General features: G+C 62.2%; 13 protein-coding genes and 2 pseudogenes. 7 read left to right on the top strand and 8 right to left on the bottom strand.

What is annotated here, in order from left to right; genetic code table 11:
* Window positions 1-224: 224 nt before the first annotated feature.
* The 4 genes and pseudogenes from OMP38_RS31950 to OMP38_RS36490 all read right to left on the bottom strand — a co-directional run.
* The gene (locus OMP38_RS31950) at window positions 225-1,427 is read right to left on the bottom strand and encodes an IS256 family transposase (RefSeq protein ID WP_277564084.1); all 1,203 of its coding nucleotides are present in this window, start codon (window positions 1,425-1,427) and stop codon (window positions 225-227) included.
* Between the two features lie 791 nt (window positions 1,428-2,218).
* Entirely contained in the window at window positions 2,219-3,952 is a 1,734-nt protein-coding gene (locus tag OMP38_RS31945) for a sensor histidine kinase (protein ID WP_277568648.1), read from the bottom strand.
* 7 nt (window positions 3,953-3,959) lie between these two features.
* Window positions 3,960-4,853 (bottom strand): helix-turn-helix transcriptional regulator, encoded by an 894-nt coding sequence (locus OMP38_RS31940; RefSeq protein WP_277568647.1) that lies wholly within the window; start codon window positions 4,851-4,853, stop codon window positions 3,960-3,962.
* A gap of 379 nt (window positions 4,854-5,232) precedes the next feature.
* Window positions 5,233-5,445, bottom strand: a pseudogene (locus OMP38_RS36490) (response regulator); the annotation flags it as partial.
* Here OMP38_RS36490 and OMP38_RS31935 point away from each other — a divergent pair.
* The gene (locus OMP38_RS31935; RefSeq protein ID WP_277568646.1) at window positions 5,353-5,562 is read left to right on the top strand and encodes a hypothetical protein; all 210 of its coding nucleotides are present in this window, start codon (window positions 5,353-5,355) and stop codon (window positions 5,560-5,562) included. The pseudogene OMP38_RS36490 and the gene OMP38_RS31935 sit on opposite strands and share 93 nt — an antisense overlap.
* Before the next feature lie 43 nt (window positions 5,563-5,605).
* On the opposite strand, the gene OMP38_RS31930 is transcribed toward OMP38_RS31935, so the two are convergent.
* Window positions 5,606-6,199, bottom strand: coding sequence for a TetR/AcrR family transcriptional regulator (locus OMP38_RS31930; protein ID WP_277568645.1), 594 nt, complete (start codon window positions 6,197-6,199; stop codon window positions 5,606-5,608).
* Between the two features lie 159 nt (window positions 6,200-6,358).
* Between OMP38_RS31930 and OMP38_RS31925 the strand changes: the two genes are divergently transcribed.
* Entirely contained in the window at window positions 6,359-7,246 is an 888-nt protein-coding gene (locus OMP38_RS31925; protein WP_277568644.1) for an ABC transporter ATP-binding protein, read from the top strand.
* A complete protein-coding gene (locus OMP38_RS31920) occupies window positions 7,243-8,109 on the top strand; it encodes an ABC transporter permease (RefSeq protein WP_277568643.1) in 867 nt (288 codons plus the stop codon). The genes OMP38_RS31925 and OMP38_RS31920 overlap by 4 nt, the downstream gene beginning before the upstream one ends.
* Here the strand turns inward: OMP38_RS31920 and OMP38_RS31915 are convergent.
* Window positions 8,072-10,330, bottom strand: coding sequence for a PAS domain-containing protein (locus OMP38_RS31915; RefSeq protein WP_277568642.1), 2,259 nt, complete (start codon window positions 10,328-10,330; stop codon window positions 8,072-8,074). The two genes, OMP38_RS31920 and OMP38_RS31915, sit on opposite strands and share 38 nt — an antisense overlap.
* A 31-nt stretch (window positions 10,331-10,361) precedes the next feature.
* Window positions 10,362-10,655, bottom strand: a pseudogene (locus tag OMP38_RS36485) (PAS domain-containing protein); the annotation flags it as partial.
* Window positions 10,656-10,896: 241 nt separating this feature from the next.
* Here OMP38_RS36485 and OMP38_RS31910 point away from each other — a divergent pair.
* Together OMP38_RS31910 and OMP38_RS31905 are read left to right on the top strand one after the other, a co-directional pair.
* A complete protein-coding gene (locus OMP38_RS31910; protein ID WP_277568641.1) occupies window positions 10,897-11,262 on the top strand; it encodes a zinc ribbon domain-containing protein in 366 nt (121 codons plus the stop codon).
* 144 nt (window positions 11,263-11,406) lie between these two features.
* The gene (locus OMP38_RS31905) at window positions 11,407-11,748 is read left to right on the top strand and encodes a YrdB family protein (RefSeq protein WP_277568640.1); all 342 of its coding nucleotides are present in this window, start codon (window positions 11,407-11,409) and stop codon (window positions 11,746-11,748) included.
* 31 nt (window positions 11,749-11,779) lie between these two features.
* Here OMP38_RS31905 and OMP38_RS31900 read toward each other — a convergent pair whose 3' ends face one another.
* The gene (locus tag OMP38_RS31900; RefSeq protein WP_277568639.1) at window positions 11,780-12,343 is read right to left on the bottom strand and encodes a GNAT family N-acetyltransferase; all 564 of its coding nucleotides are present in this window, start codon (window positions 12,341-12,343) and stop codon (window positions 11,780-11,782) included.
* Between the two features lie 117 nt (window positions 12,344-12,460).
* Between OMP38_RS31900 and OMP38_RS31895 the strand changes: the two genes are divergently transcribed.
* Both OMP38_RS31895 and OMP38_RS31890 read left to right on the top strand, forming a co-directional pair.
* Window positions 12,461-13,231: a spermidine synthase gene (locus OMP38_RS31895; RefSeq protein ID WP_277568638.1), complete on the top strand. Its 771-nt coding sequence runs from the start codon at window positions 12,461-12,463 to the stop codon at window positions 13,229-13,231.
* 215 nt (window positions 13,232-13,446) lie between these two features.
* Window positions 13,447-14,436 carry a hypothetical protein gene (locus tag OMP38_RS31890; protein WP_277568637.1) on the top strand — a complete coding sequence of 330 codons (990 nt, stop codon included), beginning with the start codon at window positions 13,447-13,449 and terminating at the stop codon, window positions 14,434-14,436.
* Window position 14,437: the final 1 nt, after the last annotated feature.

The raw sequence follows: 14,437 nt of genomic DNA, 5'->3' as shown, positions 1-14,437 counted from the left end.
GGAGGTTCGGGGGAGCAGGGCACCGGGGGGAGCAGTGTGTATACGGAAAAACCGCGTAACGCCAGCAGAAACCGCAGCCTGGAGCGGAGTTACGCGGAAAAACCGTGCAACGCCAGTAGAAACCGCAGACTGGAGCGGAGTGGCACGGAAAAACCGTGCAACTCCAGTAGAAACCGGTCAAGTCCATATTTATGTGTAAAATCCTCGTCGACGAATTTTGTTGCTTACTTTTGATTCTTCGCACGCTCTTTCTGCCACGCATGGTACCTTGTCATGTCCATGAAGCGCTTGTTGCTCCATAATTCTTCGAGCTCCATGAGCACGGCACCGATTAATCGGATAACCGATTCACGGTTCGGAAAAATCTGTATAACCGATTCTCGCCGACGGATCTCCCGGTTGACTCGCTCCATGCCGTTCGAGGTCCGGATTCTTACCCGGTACTCTTCCGGGTATGCCAGTACCGCTGTGGCGTCGTCAAATCCTCGCTCCAGCGTCTCCATGGCCTTTGGCGCTTTCTCCTGGTACATCTCTTGCGTTTCTTCCAGCAGCCTTCTCGCGCTCTCCAGGTTCTGCGCTTCGAATATCGAGCGCAGAGCCGCCTTTATTTCGGATTGTAGTGCCTTCGGCGTGACATCTAGAATATTTCGCGTAAAATGCGTCTGACACCTTTGCCATGTCGCCCCTTGAAAGTGATGCTTAATCGCTTGGACAAGGCCGCCATGCGTGTCGCTGATGACCAGGTCTACGCCATGGAGTCCACGCTGCTTCAAGCCCTCAAAGAATGCACTCCAGCTCGCTTCGGACTCGGTATCGTCGATGGAAATTCCAAGCACCTCACGGTTACCGTGCTCGTTGATGCCGTAGCCGGTTAACACGCCACGGGAGCGCACCCGACCGTTCTCTCTAACTTTGACATACATGGCGTCCACAATGACAAACGGGTAGCTCTTTTCCTCCAAGGAACGCGTGCGCCAAGACTCCACCAGCGGATCCAACTGCTTACACAGCTCGCTCACTGTGGATTTCGAAAACGTTGTACCGCAAAGTTCCTCTGTAATCCGCTGAACCTTCCGCGTCGAGACGCCGTTCACGACCATCTCCATAAGGGATGTCACCAGCGCCTGCTCACTACGTTGATACCGGGCGAATAGCTCTGTGGAGAACTGGCCGTCTCGAAACCTCGGAACCTCCAGCTGCAGCTTGCCTACCCGTGTCGTTAATCCTCGCGCATAACTGCCGTTTCGCTGGCCTTGACGGGTTTGCGTACGCTCGTAAGGTTCGGCCTCCAGTTGATCTGTTGCTTGCGCCTTCAACACCTGGTTGAGCACCGTCTCCAGCAGCTTGGCCACTCCCTCGTCACGTGCCTGTCCAATAAACAATTGATGCAATAGTGCCTCGTCTAGTGTAATCTGATACTGAGCCATGAATAGCCCTCTCCCTTGAATGTTGTCTCGACAACTCCATTCTAGACGAGGTTCTATTTCATGGCTCTCCTTATTTTCAAGAGGCCATCCATTTTACACAATTATATGGACTCAACTTAGAAACCGCAGACTGGAGCGGAGTTGCACGGAAAAACCGTGCAACTCCTGTTGAACCGCCCTCTGGGTGCGGAGTTACACGGAAAAACCGTGCAACTCCTGTGGAACTGCCCTCTGGATGCGGAGTTACCCGGAAAAACCGTGCAACTCCTGTGGAACCGCCCTCTGGATGCGGAGTTACCCGGAAAAACCGTGCAACTCCTGTGGAACCGCCATCTGGATGCGGAGTTACCCGGAAAAACCGCGTAATTCCTGTGGAACCGCCATCTGGATGCGGAGTTACCCGGAAAAACCGTGCAACTCCTGTGGAACCGCCATCTGGATGCGGAGTTACCCGGAAAAACCGTGCAACTCCTGTGGAACCGCCATCTGGATGCGGAGTTACACGGAAAAACCGCGTAATTCCTGTGGAACCGCCCTCTGGATGCGGAGTTACCCGGAAAAACCGTGCAACTCCTGTGGAACCGCCATCTGGATGCGGAGTTACCCGGAAAAACCGTGCAACTCCTGTGGAACCGCCAACGGGCAGTGGAGTTGCCCGGGAAAACCGCGTAACCCCATGCCGATGAACGCAAATGGGCACTAACGCCGCATCTGCGACGCTCGGAAAGGTGCCGATAAGCGCAAAATGGCCCGGCGCTGCATCTCATCGTATCGCACCGCACCGCATCCCGTCAGCCCGGCTCCGTCCAGGGCAGCCGGATGCGGGCGAGCGTGCCGCGACCCGGCTCGCTCTCGACCTCGAGCCGCGCCCGCGCGCCGAAGTGCGAGCGAAGCCGCTCCTGGATGTTGGACAGGCCGATGCCGCGCGTCCGCTCATGGCCGGCGCCGCCGCGCGGCAGCCAGCCGGCAGCCGGCAGCGTCATCCCGAGGCCGTCGTCCTCCACCTCGAGGCAGAGGTCGGGACCGTCCCGGTAAGCGCGCAGCGCGATCGTGCCGGTGTCCGCGTCGGAGGGGACGATGCCGTGCAAAATCGCGTTTTCTACGAGCGGCTGCAGCGCCATCCGGGGGACCGAGCGGGAGAGCAGGCCGTCTTCGACTTCCCAGACCAGTCGGAAGCGGCCGGGATAGCGGGTCTGCTGGATCACCGCGTATTTGTCCACGATGCGCTTCTCGTCTGCGAGCGGCGCCCGCACCGCGCCTTCGCCCGTCTTGATCGTATCCTGCAAAATGGCGATGAGCGCCTGGGTCACCTCCGCGGCTTCCGCGCTTCGCCCGGCATGGGACAGATAGATGACCGTATTGAGCGCATTGTACAAAAAGTGGGGATTGATTTGCGCCATGAGCAGGTCGATCTGCATCTGCCTTTTGTCGGCTTCGCTGCGGACCGAGGCCTGGATCGTCTCCTTCAGGTCGCCGACCATCCGGTTGAAGCCGCCGCCCAGAATCTCCAGCTCGTCGCCGCTGCGGATGTCGACCGTCGTACCGAGATCGCCGACGGCTACGCGCTTCATCGCGTTCGTCAGGCGGATGAGCGGGCGGGTGAGACCCACGATGATCGGGAGCATGACGACCGTCGACGCGACGATGCCGCAGAGGATGATGAGGACGTAGAAGTAGAAGATCCGGTTGATTTTTTCGAAAAGCGTCTGCTTGGAGAGCAGCGCCGTCTGGCGCCAGCCGTAGTTCATGCCGTCGTCGGCGAGCGCAATGCGATTGTCGTCCTCGGCGTAGTCTGCATCCGGGCCGAGCGCGCGCGCCATGAATGCGCGGTCCGCCGCCGGCAGCTCCTCGTTCGCGGCATACAGCAGCGCGCCCTGGCCGGAGTACAGCTCGATCTGCTCGAAGTCCCGCGCGGTCTGGAGGAAGACGTTGGACAGCTCCGAGTAGGCGACGTCGACGACGAGGTAGCTGTCCGCGGACGCGTTGACGCCGATCGGCCGGTACTTCAGCACGTAGCTGACGACCTGCCGCTTCCCGCTGATGTAAAAAAACGAATGCGGCTCGCTGTAGGCGCTTCGCTCGTCCTTCAGCTTTACGAACCAGTCCTGCTTCAGATAGTCGGCGAAATAGTCCTCGTAGCCGCTGAAGTTGGAGTACGTCTCTCCGCTTGGCGGCACGATCAGCACGTTCAGGATGAAGTTGCCGAGCGCGACGAACCGGCCCAGCTTCTCCTGAACCGCCTGCTTGCGGAAATATTCGGATTCGATGCTGTCGCCCGGCTGCCCGTAGATCTGGTCCGTGATCTCCTCGTCGGACACGATGTATTCGGCCGTCTTGGCGACCTGCTCCTGGATCTTGCCCAGCTGGAAAGAAATCTGCGCGAGCTTCGTCCGGCTGTCCTTAATCGATTGATCGCGGATGATATCCCGGGCATAGTCGTAAATAAAGAAGCCGCTCACGGCGAGCGACAACGAGACGACAAGCGCGGCGCTCGCCATGATCTTGGTGCGGATCTTCATGCGCATGCGGCGCTCACCTGCGTTTCTCCGTGTATTCGTTCGGATTCATGCCCGTCTGCTTGCGGAAGACCTGACTGAAATACTGGCCGTTGCGGTAGCCGACGCGCTCCGCGATCTCGTAGATCTTAAGCGTGCCATCCGCTAGTAGCCGCTTCGCCTGCGCCATGCGGATCTCGGTCAGGCGGTCGAGCACCGTATGGCCGGTCTCCTCCTTGAAGACGTGGCGGAGATGGTCGCGGCTGATGCCCAGATGGCCGGCCACGGCATCGGCGCCGATATCCGGATCGGCGTAGTGCCGCTCCAGGTAAGCGATGGCCGCGCGAACTTTGCGCGAGGCGGCCGGCGCGCCGGCCGCCGCTTCGAGCGCGGCGATCCGCTCCGCGAACGCGGCCTCGATCGCGGCCAGCGACGTCCAGCCCCCGGCATCCTGCGGCTCGGCCGAGTCGGATAGGCCGAGCTGCGCGCGACAGCCGGCGATCGCGGATGCGAGCTGGCGGCACAGCTCGGACAGGCCGGGGACGTCCATCGCGGCGCGCGCCTGCGCGAACAGGCCGGGCAGTCCGAGCGCAGCCTCCGCATACCGCCCCTCCTGCAGCCTTCCCCGCACGGCGGCAAGCCCCGCGCTCCAGTCGAAGGGGCCGGCAGCGGCCGCAGCCGCCTCGGGCGGCGGCTCGTTCAGCCTGAACAGCTGCCGCGGCCCGTGATAAACGGCAAGCCCAAGCCGTCTCATGCCTTCGGCGAGCCGGCCGGGCACCGCGTCGCGGTCTGCCAGCCCGTAGGCGCTCGCGGCCGAGACCGTGCCGCCGGCGAGGCGCGTCAGGGCGGCCGCCGCCTCGGCCGCCCGCGCTTCGGCCGTCTCGCGAAGGCGTCCTTCGCCGCGGGCGGCGACGTCCCCGTAGAGGAGCACGAAGTACTCCTCCAGGAAGGGGGAGGGCCGCCAGCAGGCCGGGTTCGTCCGAAGCGGGCCAGGCGTCGGGCAGCGGCGGAGGCGCCGGCATCCCGGGCAGCGAGAACGGCGGCCGGTCGGGGCGGAGGACGACGAGCTGCCAGCGGTCGAAGCCGTCGCACCGCCCGTCGGTCGCCGTCCGCCAGCCGGCGTCGGACAGCTCCCGCCCGCCGAGCCAGTCGACCAGCAGCCGATCCCGTCCGCTGCGCAGCGCGCTGCGGGCTTGAACGATCTCCTCGCGCATACCGCCCAGCTCGCGGCTGAAGGTATCGGCGTCCATCTCGTGCTTCACCCAATAGCTGGCGACGCCGAGCCGGACGGCCTCCTTCGCGTACTCGAATTCCTTGTATGAGGTCAGCAGCACGATTTTCAGCGCCGTACCTTCCGCGAGCAGCGTCTTGCTGAGCGCCAGTCCGTCTTGGCCGGGCATGACGATGTCCATGAGGACGAGGTCGGGGCGATGCTTGCGGGCCAGCTCGGGCACCTGCGCCGGGCGCGTCGCCGTGCAGACGATCTCGTAGCCGAGCGCTTCCCAGGAGACGAGGCTTTTCAGATGCTCGATCGCCAGCACTTCGTCGTCCACGATCATAACTTTCACGGGATTCATCCCGACCGGCTCCTTCCTAACCTTGCGTCAACCGAATGGATCAATAGGAGTATCATCCGTTAACGGAGGGCGATTCGTCAATCGGTCCTGTCCCTGGCGACGCGCGCTATTCCTTCCCGCAAATTCCGTAGAAGAACATATGGACCATGCCCTCCAGAAATCCGTCCTTGTCCGCGCTGCGTTCCGCCATCTCGAGCAGCGTTCGATACTGGTTCATGTACAGCTGAATAAAGGCCAGTACGTGCTCCGCGCTGACGCGCGCCGAGATCTCGCCGGAGGCTTTGCCTTCTTCGATCATGCGGACGGTCCAAGGGACCGTCTTTTCCTTGTACACCGTCTCGATATAGGCGGCCAGTTCCGCGTCCTCCGCCAGCATCTCCTTGATCAGGCCCGGCGGGAAGTCGCGGTACGAATCCTTCTCCAACTGCAGGATATGGGCAATCTGCTCGCGCATCGAATGACCTTCGCGCATATAAGCCTCGAACGACTCGACCGCGCGGTCCATGTACGATTTGAACGCGTCGCGGACCAGCCCTTCCTTGCTGCCGAAGTAGTTGTAGATCGTAACCTGCGATACGCCCGCCCGCTTGGACAGATCGGCGATGCGCAGCTTGCCGGGACCCGCTTCCCGCAATATTTCCAGCGTCGCGACGCGAATTCTTTCTTTGATCTGCTGCGCTCTTTTCTCGAACCCGTTCATGCGAATGCCGCTCCCTTTTCCGCAGACTCGGACAAAATGGTGAAATAAAATATATAATATATTTCATAAAATTGTTGACGCAGTCATCTTCGGGCTCTAGTATAACATATGAAATATAATTATATAAAAATTTCATAACTATCGACTGGAGGCGCCGTTATGCTGACGTTGGAGCATCTGACGAAGACCTTTAAGAGCGGGAAAGGCATCCGGGACGTATCCTTCTCGGTTCGGCGGGGAGAGGTGTTCGGGTTTCTGGGACCGAACGGCGCGGGCAAATCGACGACGATCCGGCATATCATGGGCTTCATGAAGCCGGATCGCGGACGCGCGATCCTAAACGGCATGGACACTTGGAAGCGGCAGGGCGAGGTGCAGTCGGGAGTCGGTTATTTGCCGGGAGAGATCGCCTTCATCGAAGGGATGACCGGGCGCGAGTTCCTCGAATTTCTGTCCGGCATGCAGCGGGTGCGAGACCGGGAGAGAAGGGAGCGGCTGATCGAGCGGCTGCAATTCGACGCGGATACGCCCATCCGCAAGATGTCCAAGGGCATGAAGCAGAAGGTGGGCATCGTCGCGGCGTTCATGCACGACCCCGAGGTGGTCATCCTGGACGAGCCGACGTCGGGACTCGATCCGCTCATGCAGAAGGCGTTCGTCGAGCTCGTGCTGGAGGAGAAGGCCAGGGGCAAGACGCTCCTCATGTCTTCGCACAGCTTTCCCGAGATCGAGCGTACGTGCGACCGGGCGGCGATCATCAAAGACGGCGCGATCGTGACGATCGCGGATATTCACGAGCTGCAGCGCATGCAGCGCAAGCTGTTCGAGGTGACCTTCGACACCGCGGACGAGGCGGCTGCCTTCGCGGCGTCGGGCTTAAGCGTGGAGTGGATGGACGGCAATCGCGTGCGCGTGGCGGTGAAGGGGGACTACGGGCGGTTCGCGGAGGAGACGTCGAAGCGGCGCGTCCGCAATATCGACCTTTTCACGCAAAATCTCGAGGATATCTTCATGGATTACTATGACCGAAAGGGGGCGGGGGCATGAGCGCGGCATTGTACAAACAGATGATGCGGGTCAACCTGAAGGGATTCCTGAACTATGCCTTCGGCTCCGCTTTCTACATTTTCCTCATGTTCTGGCTGTACCCGGGCATCGCCAAAAACACGGAAGCCCTCGACGACATCGTCGCGACGATGCCGGAGGGCGTGGGCAGAGCCTTCAGCTTGAACGGGTTCGACAGCGCCGAGGCCTTCATCTCCGGCGAATATTACGGCCTCATTCTCGTGCTCATCCTCGCGATCGTCAGCGTGCAGCTCTCGACGCAGCTCATGGCGCGGATGATCGACCGGGGCTCTATGGCCTATCTGCTGTCGACGCCGACGACGCGGGTCCGGATCGCGCTTACCCAGGCCTGCGTGCTGGTCTCCGGCCTGCTGCTCATCCTGGGCGCGACGACGCTCGCGGGTTTTGCCGGCAAGGCATGGCTGCTTGGAGATCGCTACGCGTTCGACGGCGGTCGCTTCGTCCTGCTCAACGCCGCCGCCTTCTTGATGTTCTTCGCAGTCGCAGGCATCGCGTTTCTCGTCTCTGCCGCGTCAAGCGACGAGAAGCGGGCGCTCGGCCTCTCGGGCGCGATCGTCTTCGGATTTTACAGCCTCGACCTGCTGGGCAAGCTCGGCGACGGCATCGCCTGGATGCGCGGCCTCTCGATCTTCTCCCTTTACCGGCCGGGCGACATCGTCGGCGGCGAGGCATTCCCCCGCGCTCGGCTTCGCGCTGCTCGCGGCGATCGGGTTAGTCTCCTTCGGGGCCGCCATACTGGTATTCAAACGGAGGGATCTGCCGCTTTAATCCGATCTTCGCCTGCGCCTAGCGCTGCTCGGAATTGCACGAAGCGAGCAGCGTGAACCGGAAGAGGGAGCCGGCGCCTTCCTCGCTGCGGGCTTCGATGCGGCCGCCCATCAGTTCGACAAGACGCTTGCAGATGGCAAGGCCGAGGCCGGTGCCGCCGTACTTGCGGTTGATTCCCGGGTGAAGCTGCGAGAAGGATTGGAATAAGCGGTCCAGCTTGTCCGCCGGGATGCCGATCCCCGTATCCGACACCTCGAACGCGAGCATGTCCGACGCGACGGGCTCGTTCGGCGCCCGGAGCAGCCTGACGGTGACGCTGCCCGCGTCGGTGAATTTGATCGCGTTGCCGACCAGATTGACGAGCACCTGCCGGATGCGGGCGGCGTCGCCGCCGAAGGTGTCCGGGACCCCATCTTCTATGCGCATGTCGAGCGCAATGCCTTTCGCGTCGGCTTTGACCGCGAACAGCTCGCGCACGGAATCGAGCAACTGGGCGGGGTTGACGGGCTCGCATTCGAGATCGAGCTTGCCGGCCTCGATCTTGCTGAAGTCCAGAATGTCGTTCAGGATGCGCAGCAGGTTGCGGCTGCTCTGCATGACGATGTCCGCGTATTCGCGCTGCGTCTCCGAGAGCGGGGTGTCGAGCAGCAGGTCGGTCATGCCCATGATGCCGTTCATCGGCGTCCGCAGCTCATGGCTCATGATCGCCAGAAACTCCGACTTGGCGTGGTCCGCGCGCTCGGCGGATTCTTTGGCCTTCAGCACCTCGACCTCGCTCGTGATATCCCGCCACACGACGACGGCGCCGCGGATCTCGCCGCCGTCCGCGATCGGCGTCACGCGGTAATCGGCGAGGAAGCTCGAACCGTCCGTCCGCCAAAACACTTCCTCCCGCGCCGCGCGCGGCTGCCCGTCCTCAATCGTCTGGTGGATGAGGGACTTGCCCTCGGCATAGCGGCTGCCGTCCGCGCGGGTATGGTGGACCGATTCCTGGTACGGTCGTCCTGCGAACAGCCCGGGCTCGCAGCCCAGCATGCGGGCGCCGGGCGGATTGAGAAGATCCCCCCGGCCTTCCCGGTCGACGCCGAAGATGCCTTCGGATACCGAGCTCAGGATGAGCGCGTGCTCGTCGCTGAGCTTCTGGATCTGCTCCATGTGGCGCTTGCGCTCGGTGATGTCGGAGGCGATGCCGAAGACGCCTACTACGCGGTCGTCCACGAAGATCGGCACGTTCGTGACGCTCAGGTCGAGCAGCGAGCCGTTCTTATGAAGGACGACGGCTTCGTAGCTATGCGGCACGCCCTGCGCGGCGCGATTGAAGTTGGCTTGCGTGCGCGGCAGGTCCGGCGGGTACACGAGGTGGACGAACGAACCCGGCATCAGTTCCTCGCGCGTGTACCCGAGCATTTTCTCCAGGCTCCCGTTGAGCGAAGTGAAGTTGCCCTCCAGGTCGAACGAATACACGCTCGACGGATTGTAGTCGAACAGAGACTTGTAGCGCTGTTCGCTCTCCCGGAGCTGCTCTTCCATCTGCCTGCGCTCGGTGATGTCCTGCACCGTGCCGAGCAAGCGTTCGACTTCGCCGGTATCCGGCATAAGAATCGACTGGATCCGGGCATGGATCAGACGCGTCTCCCCGCCCTCGGTCACGATGCGGAAGTCCGCCTCGCGAAAGCCGCCTTTAAGCGCTTCCTGCAAGTTCGCCTGAATGCGGTCTCGGTCGCCCGCGTGCAGGCAGGCGAAAAAAGCCTCTAAATCGATTCGATGCCGGTCGATCCGGCCCTCGAACATGCGATGCATCTCGTCGGAGCAAGAGAACCGGCCGCCTGCGACCTCCCAGTCCCACGAGCCGATGCGCGCGAGACGCTGCGCCTCGGCCAGATTTTCCTCGAACTTCTTGCGCGCGGTGACGTCGCGCCCGATGCCGACGATCTTGTCCAACTCGCCGTTTGCGGTCCGCAGCACCTCGAACGTCGTCTCGAACCAGAGAAAATGTCCGTCACGGTGGCGCACCCGGCATTCGAACACGTCGACGTCGCGGAAGGTCTGCGTCTGCAGCTTCCTGACGTCGTCCGGATGGTACAGCGCCATATTGTTGCGTCCGATGAGCTCGGCCGGTTCGTAGCCCAGTATCGATTGAATCGCCGGCGACACGTAACGGGTGATGCCGTCGGGCGTAGAGACGGTGATCAGGTCCTGCGCGTGATCGAGCACGAGCCGCAGGATCGTCTCCTCGGACAGCGAATCGGCGGGCGCGGCCGGGATGAGCTCCGTCACCTGGACCGCGATGACTTGAACGATACCCCCCGCTTCGAATCGGAATCAAATGGAGGCGGGCGGCGACGGGCGATCCGTCTTTGCGCGCGAAGGTCTCGGTTAACGCCAGGCTCGGCAGGCTGCCGGCCAGCAGGGGCGCGAGGCGCTCCGCGCGCTCGCTGGCGGCGGAAACCGCCAATTGCGAATAAGGCAAGCTCCTCAGCTCTTCTTCGCCGTACCCGAGCATCCCGCAAAACGACGGATTGGCGCCTACCCAGGCGGCCGCGTCCGGGGAGAGGAACGCCGTGCCGATCGGCGAATGATAATAAAGTTGTTCATAAGGCAAGGACGGGTTCGCGAATGCATGCTCCAAAGAAGTTCCTCCTCCCTCTTTATACTGAGTTTATCAGGAAGAACGCCGGAGGCCTAGCGGAATCGGCGAACGATGTCCCCGGGCCGCGAAGCCGCGCGGGAATCGTCGTTATCGCGCATGCTCCGCGAGGCATATGTCGTCTCGTCGTCCCATAAATATAGTATACTGGCACCAGTGGACAAAAGTCCGAGCGAGATTAAAGGAGGCCGTGACGATGGGATTTCTGGACAAAGTCAAATCCGGGCTGAACGACGCGGGCAACAAAGCCAAGGTTCTGGTCGACGTAAATCGCCTCAAGCTTCAAAACAGCTCGAAAAGAAAAGAAATCGAAGAGCTCCAGCAGCAGATCGGCCAGTTGGTGTTCGAGGCTGCCGTCGGCCGGCGCGCAGAGGTCGGGATTCACGAGCTGCAGCCCAAGTACGATCGGATCCTCGCGCTCGAGCATGAGATCCAGGAGAACAAGGCGCAGATCAACGCCCTCTCCGACGAAAAGGAATGCGTCTGCGGCAAGACGGCGCCGCTCGAGGCGAAGTTCTGCTCCTCCTGCGGCAGAACGTTCGACGCGACCCCTGGCTTGTGAGCTAACGGACAGCGCCAAAGCCCGGCGATGAGCGAATCGTCTCTTGCCGCCGGGCTTTATTATTTAGCGGTTGACTTAACTAATAACATTAGTAAAATTAAAACTAATGATATTAGTAATTGTGGTGAAGGGGGCGGCGACGGTATGATGGAAGCGATGAAGGCGGCGAACCTGGGACTCCGGTTCGCGCTCGAACTGGCGATGCTCGCCGCATTGGGCTATTGGGGATTCAAAACGGACGCGGCACCCGCGCTTTGCTGGACGCTCGGCATCGGCGCGCCGGCCGCGGCGGCCGTCGTCTGGGGCGCATTCCTGTCGCCCAAGGCTTCGGTTGTGCTGAACGCCGGCTTGAAGCTGGCGATCGAGCTAGCGGTGTTCGGCGTTGCCGCGGCTGCCTTGCATGCGTCCGGGCGCCCGGCAAGCGCGGCCGCGCTGCTCGGCGTCTGGGCCGTCAACCGCATCCTGATCGCAGTCTGGGACCAGTAGGCGCAGTGGCCTCCCGCGGTTTCCCTCGACTTCAGTTGAACAGCAAGGCGAGCATCAGGACGTCCATGAATTGCCGTGTCGCCTCATGCATCAGATAGTGTCTCAGCAGGCCTTCCTCCTGGAAGCCGAGCTTTGTAAGCACCTTCAAGGACGCGGCATTGTCCGGATGCACCTCTGCCTGGATCCGGTGCGGGCCGATGCGCGCGCGGCTGAAGTCGAGTACGGCGCGCACCGCCTCGGACGCGATGCCGCGATTCCAGAAGCGCGGCTTCAGATCGTACCCCAGCGCCAGCGGAAACCGCGGCACGTCCTCGAAGCTGCCCCGCATCGGCATCAGGGTCACCGTGCCGATCAGCGGCCGGCGTCCCAGCAGCGTGACGCCCCAAGCGATCACGCGTTTGTCCGCGAAGCCCTGGCGCCAGCCCTCGATGATCGCCTCCGTCTCGTTTACGGAGGCGGGGCCGTGCCAATCCTGCAGGCTGGTGACCAGCGGATCCGCGCTCAGCGCGTACAGATCCTCCGCGTCCTCGGACGTTACCTGGCGCAGCAGCAGGCGCTCCGTACGGAGCGGCGGGAATTGCGAATACCAGCTCATGATGTCACTGACCTTCGATTGTCGGATGTATGCCGGTTATTATAAGCCGCCAGCCTTAAAATAAAATGAATAACACGCCGCTTAGGCTGCAAGAGAACGAGAGGGAGGCAGTCGGCCATGCAATTGATCGCGCATGAGAAGGGAACGCACGGAGAGCTGAGGATCTACGATACGACCGCGCTATACGGCGAACTCGGCCGATTCCGCATCCTGCAATTCGCGGACGGGGCCGTCCAGGGAGCGATCGACCTGAGAGATCCTTCGCGCGTCGTGCTGGCCTATCAGCGTGCATTAATCCGTCTCATGGACGCGATCCGTCCGTCCTTCGGGCGGGCGTTCGTCATCGGGCACGGGGCGGGGACGATCGCGAGGCATTACGGAAGCGAGAAAATCCAGGCGGCGGAGCTCGACGCCCTGGTCGCGGAATGGAGCCGCGTCTACTTCGGCTGCCGGCACGGGAACGTCGCCATCGGCGACGGGCGCGCGCTGCTCGCCGGGACGGAGGCGGGCAGCTTCGACTATGTGGTCGTCGACGCCTTTACCGCCGAAGGAACGCCGCCGCATTTGGCGACGTTGGAGTTTTACGGCTTGGCGCGGGATCGGCTGCGGGACGGAGGCGCGATGCTGCTGAACGTCATCGACCGCGGCAAGGGGGACAGGCGGGTCGCCTCGATGCTGGCGACGCTGCAGGCGGTTTTCCCTTACGCGGCCGCGATATCGGCCGCAGCGCCGGGCGGCGAGGCGGGGGACAATCTGATCCTGATCGCCGGGCCCCTGACGCTTGCGCGCGTCGAGATGCCCCCGGGCTGCGAGCCGGCGGAGCTCGAGCCGGGATACGTGCGCCGGGATCGCGTCGGCAGCCTTGAAGAGCAGGACGGGCGGGGATGAACGGCTTCTTCGTCGTTCGTTTGCAGGTGCGTCGTCAGTCCTGCGCGAAGGGGCGATCGGCATGGGAAAAACGGCTTACGATTTCTGAATTTTGTGAGCGCGGTTACAGAATTTTAATCTACCGTACGGTATGATAGAAGCATATGCGCCCCGTCCCGCATGCCTGCAGACGCGATTGCGGAGGAGGGGTGTCCTACAATATTGGAGGCCTCTTCATGAATACCGTACAAGCCGCGCAGGATGCCGCTCGCGAGATCGCCGGCGTCTTCGCGGAAGCCGCGGCGGGAGCGGTTGCATACCCCGAGCCGCTGGGTGCTTTGGTCCGCGGGCTCGTTATGCGGGCCGATCCGACGGGGCGGGACCGCAAATCCAACTTTATCGCTTTTTTGCTGCCGTCGTGGATCGGCGAGCGGACGGGAGCCAACCCCGCGTTGTGCCGCGATCTGGCGGTAGGCAACGTCTATGCGATGCTGCATTTTTTTCTGCTCGACGACGTGATGGACGGCGGGGAGGCCGGCCTGGAAGACAAGCGCGCCTTAGCGGCCGGCCAGCTGCTGCATGCGCTGTTTATGGAGCGTTACGGCCGTCATTATGCGCCGGATTCCCCCCTTTGGGCTTACTACCGGACGTATCTGGCCGAATGGGCAACCGCCGTCTCCGGCGAAGGGCTGCGGCGGGCGGATCCGCGCGACTTCCGCGCGCTGGCGCGCAAGTCGGCCCCGGTGAAGCTCGGGGCCGCGGCGACTCTGCTGTCCGCAGGACTTCAGGACCAGATTGCCGATGCGGAGGAGGCCGTCGAGGTGGCGCTCGCGTCTTTGCAGCTGGCGGACGACTGGGCCGACTGGCGGGACGACCTGCCCGGAGAGGAGCGGAGCAACGCTTTCCTGACCTTGGTCAGGCGCGAGAGCCTCGCCCTGCCGGAGGATCAACCGCTGCAAGAGCGGCTGGTTCTGCAGGCGATCTACCGCAAAGGCGCGCTGGAGCAGCTCGCATCCATCTTGCTCGGTCACGGCGAACGGTTGTCCGCGCTGCCGAACGTCGCGCCCGGACTGGTTCGGTTCCAGCAGGAGATCGTGGCGGGCATTTTGAACGACGTCCAAGCGACCCGGGATACGACGGATAAATTGGCTAGCGGTGGCGGATTCTCATATTTTTTTATCAAAAATGAAAGAATTATAGGGACGAATCGCCTATTCGTATGGTAGG

The sequence above is a fragment of the Cohnella ginsengisoli genome, from assembly GCF_029525555.1.
In the GTDB taxonomy this organism is placed as follows: domain Bacteria; phylum Bacillota; class Bacilli; order Paenibacillales; family Paenibacillaceae; genus Cohnella; species Cohnella ginsengisoli.
Note: the sequence above shows the minus strand (reverse complement) of the source record. Positions and strands in the feature narration are given on the sequence as shown.

Coding starts and splice junctions, on each gene's coding strand:
- OMP38_RS31895 (WP_277568638.1), top strand. CDS start 12,461: ATGCAATTGATCGCGCATGAGAAGGGAACGCACGGAGAGCTGAGGATC.
- OMP38_RS31905 (WP_277568640.1), top strand. CDS start 11,407: ATGATGGAAGCGATGAAGGCGGCGAACCTGGGACTCCGGTTCGCGCTC.
- OMP38_RS31935 (WP_277568646.1), top strand. CDS start 5,353: ATGCTTGCGGGCCAGCTCGGGCACCTGCGCCGGGCGCGTCGCCGTGCA.
- OMP38_RS31920 (WP_277568643.1), top strand. CDS start 7,243: ATGAGCGCGGCATTGTACAAACAGATGATGCGGGTCAACCTGAAGGGA.
- OMP38_RS31945 (WP_277568648.1), bottom strand. CDS start 3,952: ATGCGCATGAAGATCCGCACCAAGATCATGGCGAGCGCCGCGCTTGTC.
- OMP38_RS31890 (WP_277568637.1), top strand. CDS start 13,447: ATGAATACCGTACAAGCCGCGCAGGATGCCGCTCGCGAGATCGCCGGC.
- OMP38_RS31900 (WP_277568639.1), bottom strand. CDS start 12,343: ATGAGCTGGTATTCGCAATTCCCGCCGCTCCGTACGGAGCGCCTGCTG.
- OMP38_RS31925 (WP_277568644.1), top strand. CDS start 6,359: ATGCTGACGTTGGAGCATCTGACGAAGACCTTTAAGAGCGGGAAAGGC.
- OMP38_RS31950 (WP_277564084.1), bottom strand. CDS start 1,427: ATGGCTCAGTATCAGATTACACTAGACGAGGCACTATTGCATCAATTG.
- OMP38_RS31930 (WP_277568645.1), bottom strand. CDS start 6,199: ATGAACGGGTTCGAGAAAAGAGCGCAGCAGATCAAAGAAAGAATTCGC.
- OMP38_RS31910 (WP_277568641.1), top strand. CDS start 10,897: ATGGGATTTCTGGACAAAGTCAAATCCGGGCTGAACGACGCGGGCAAC.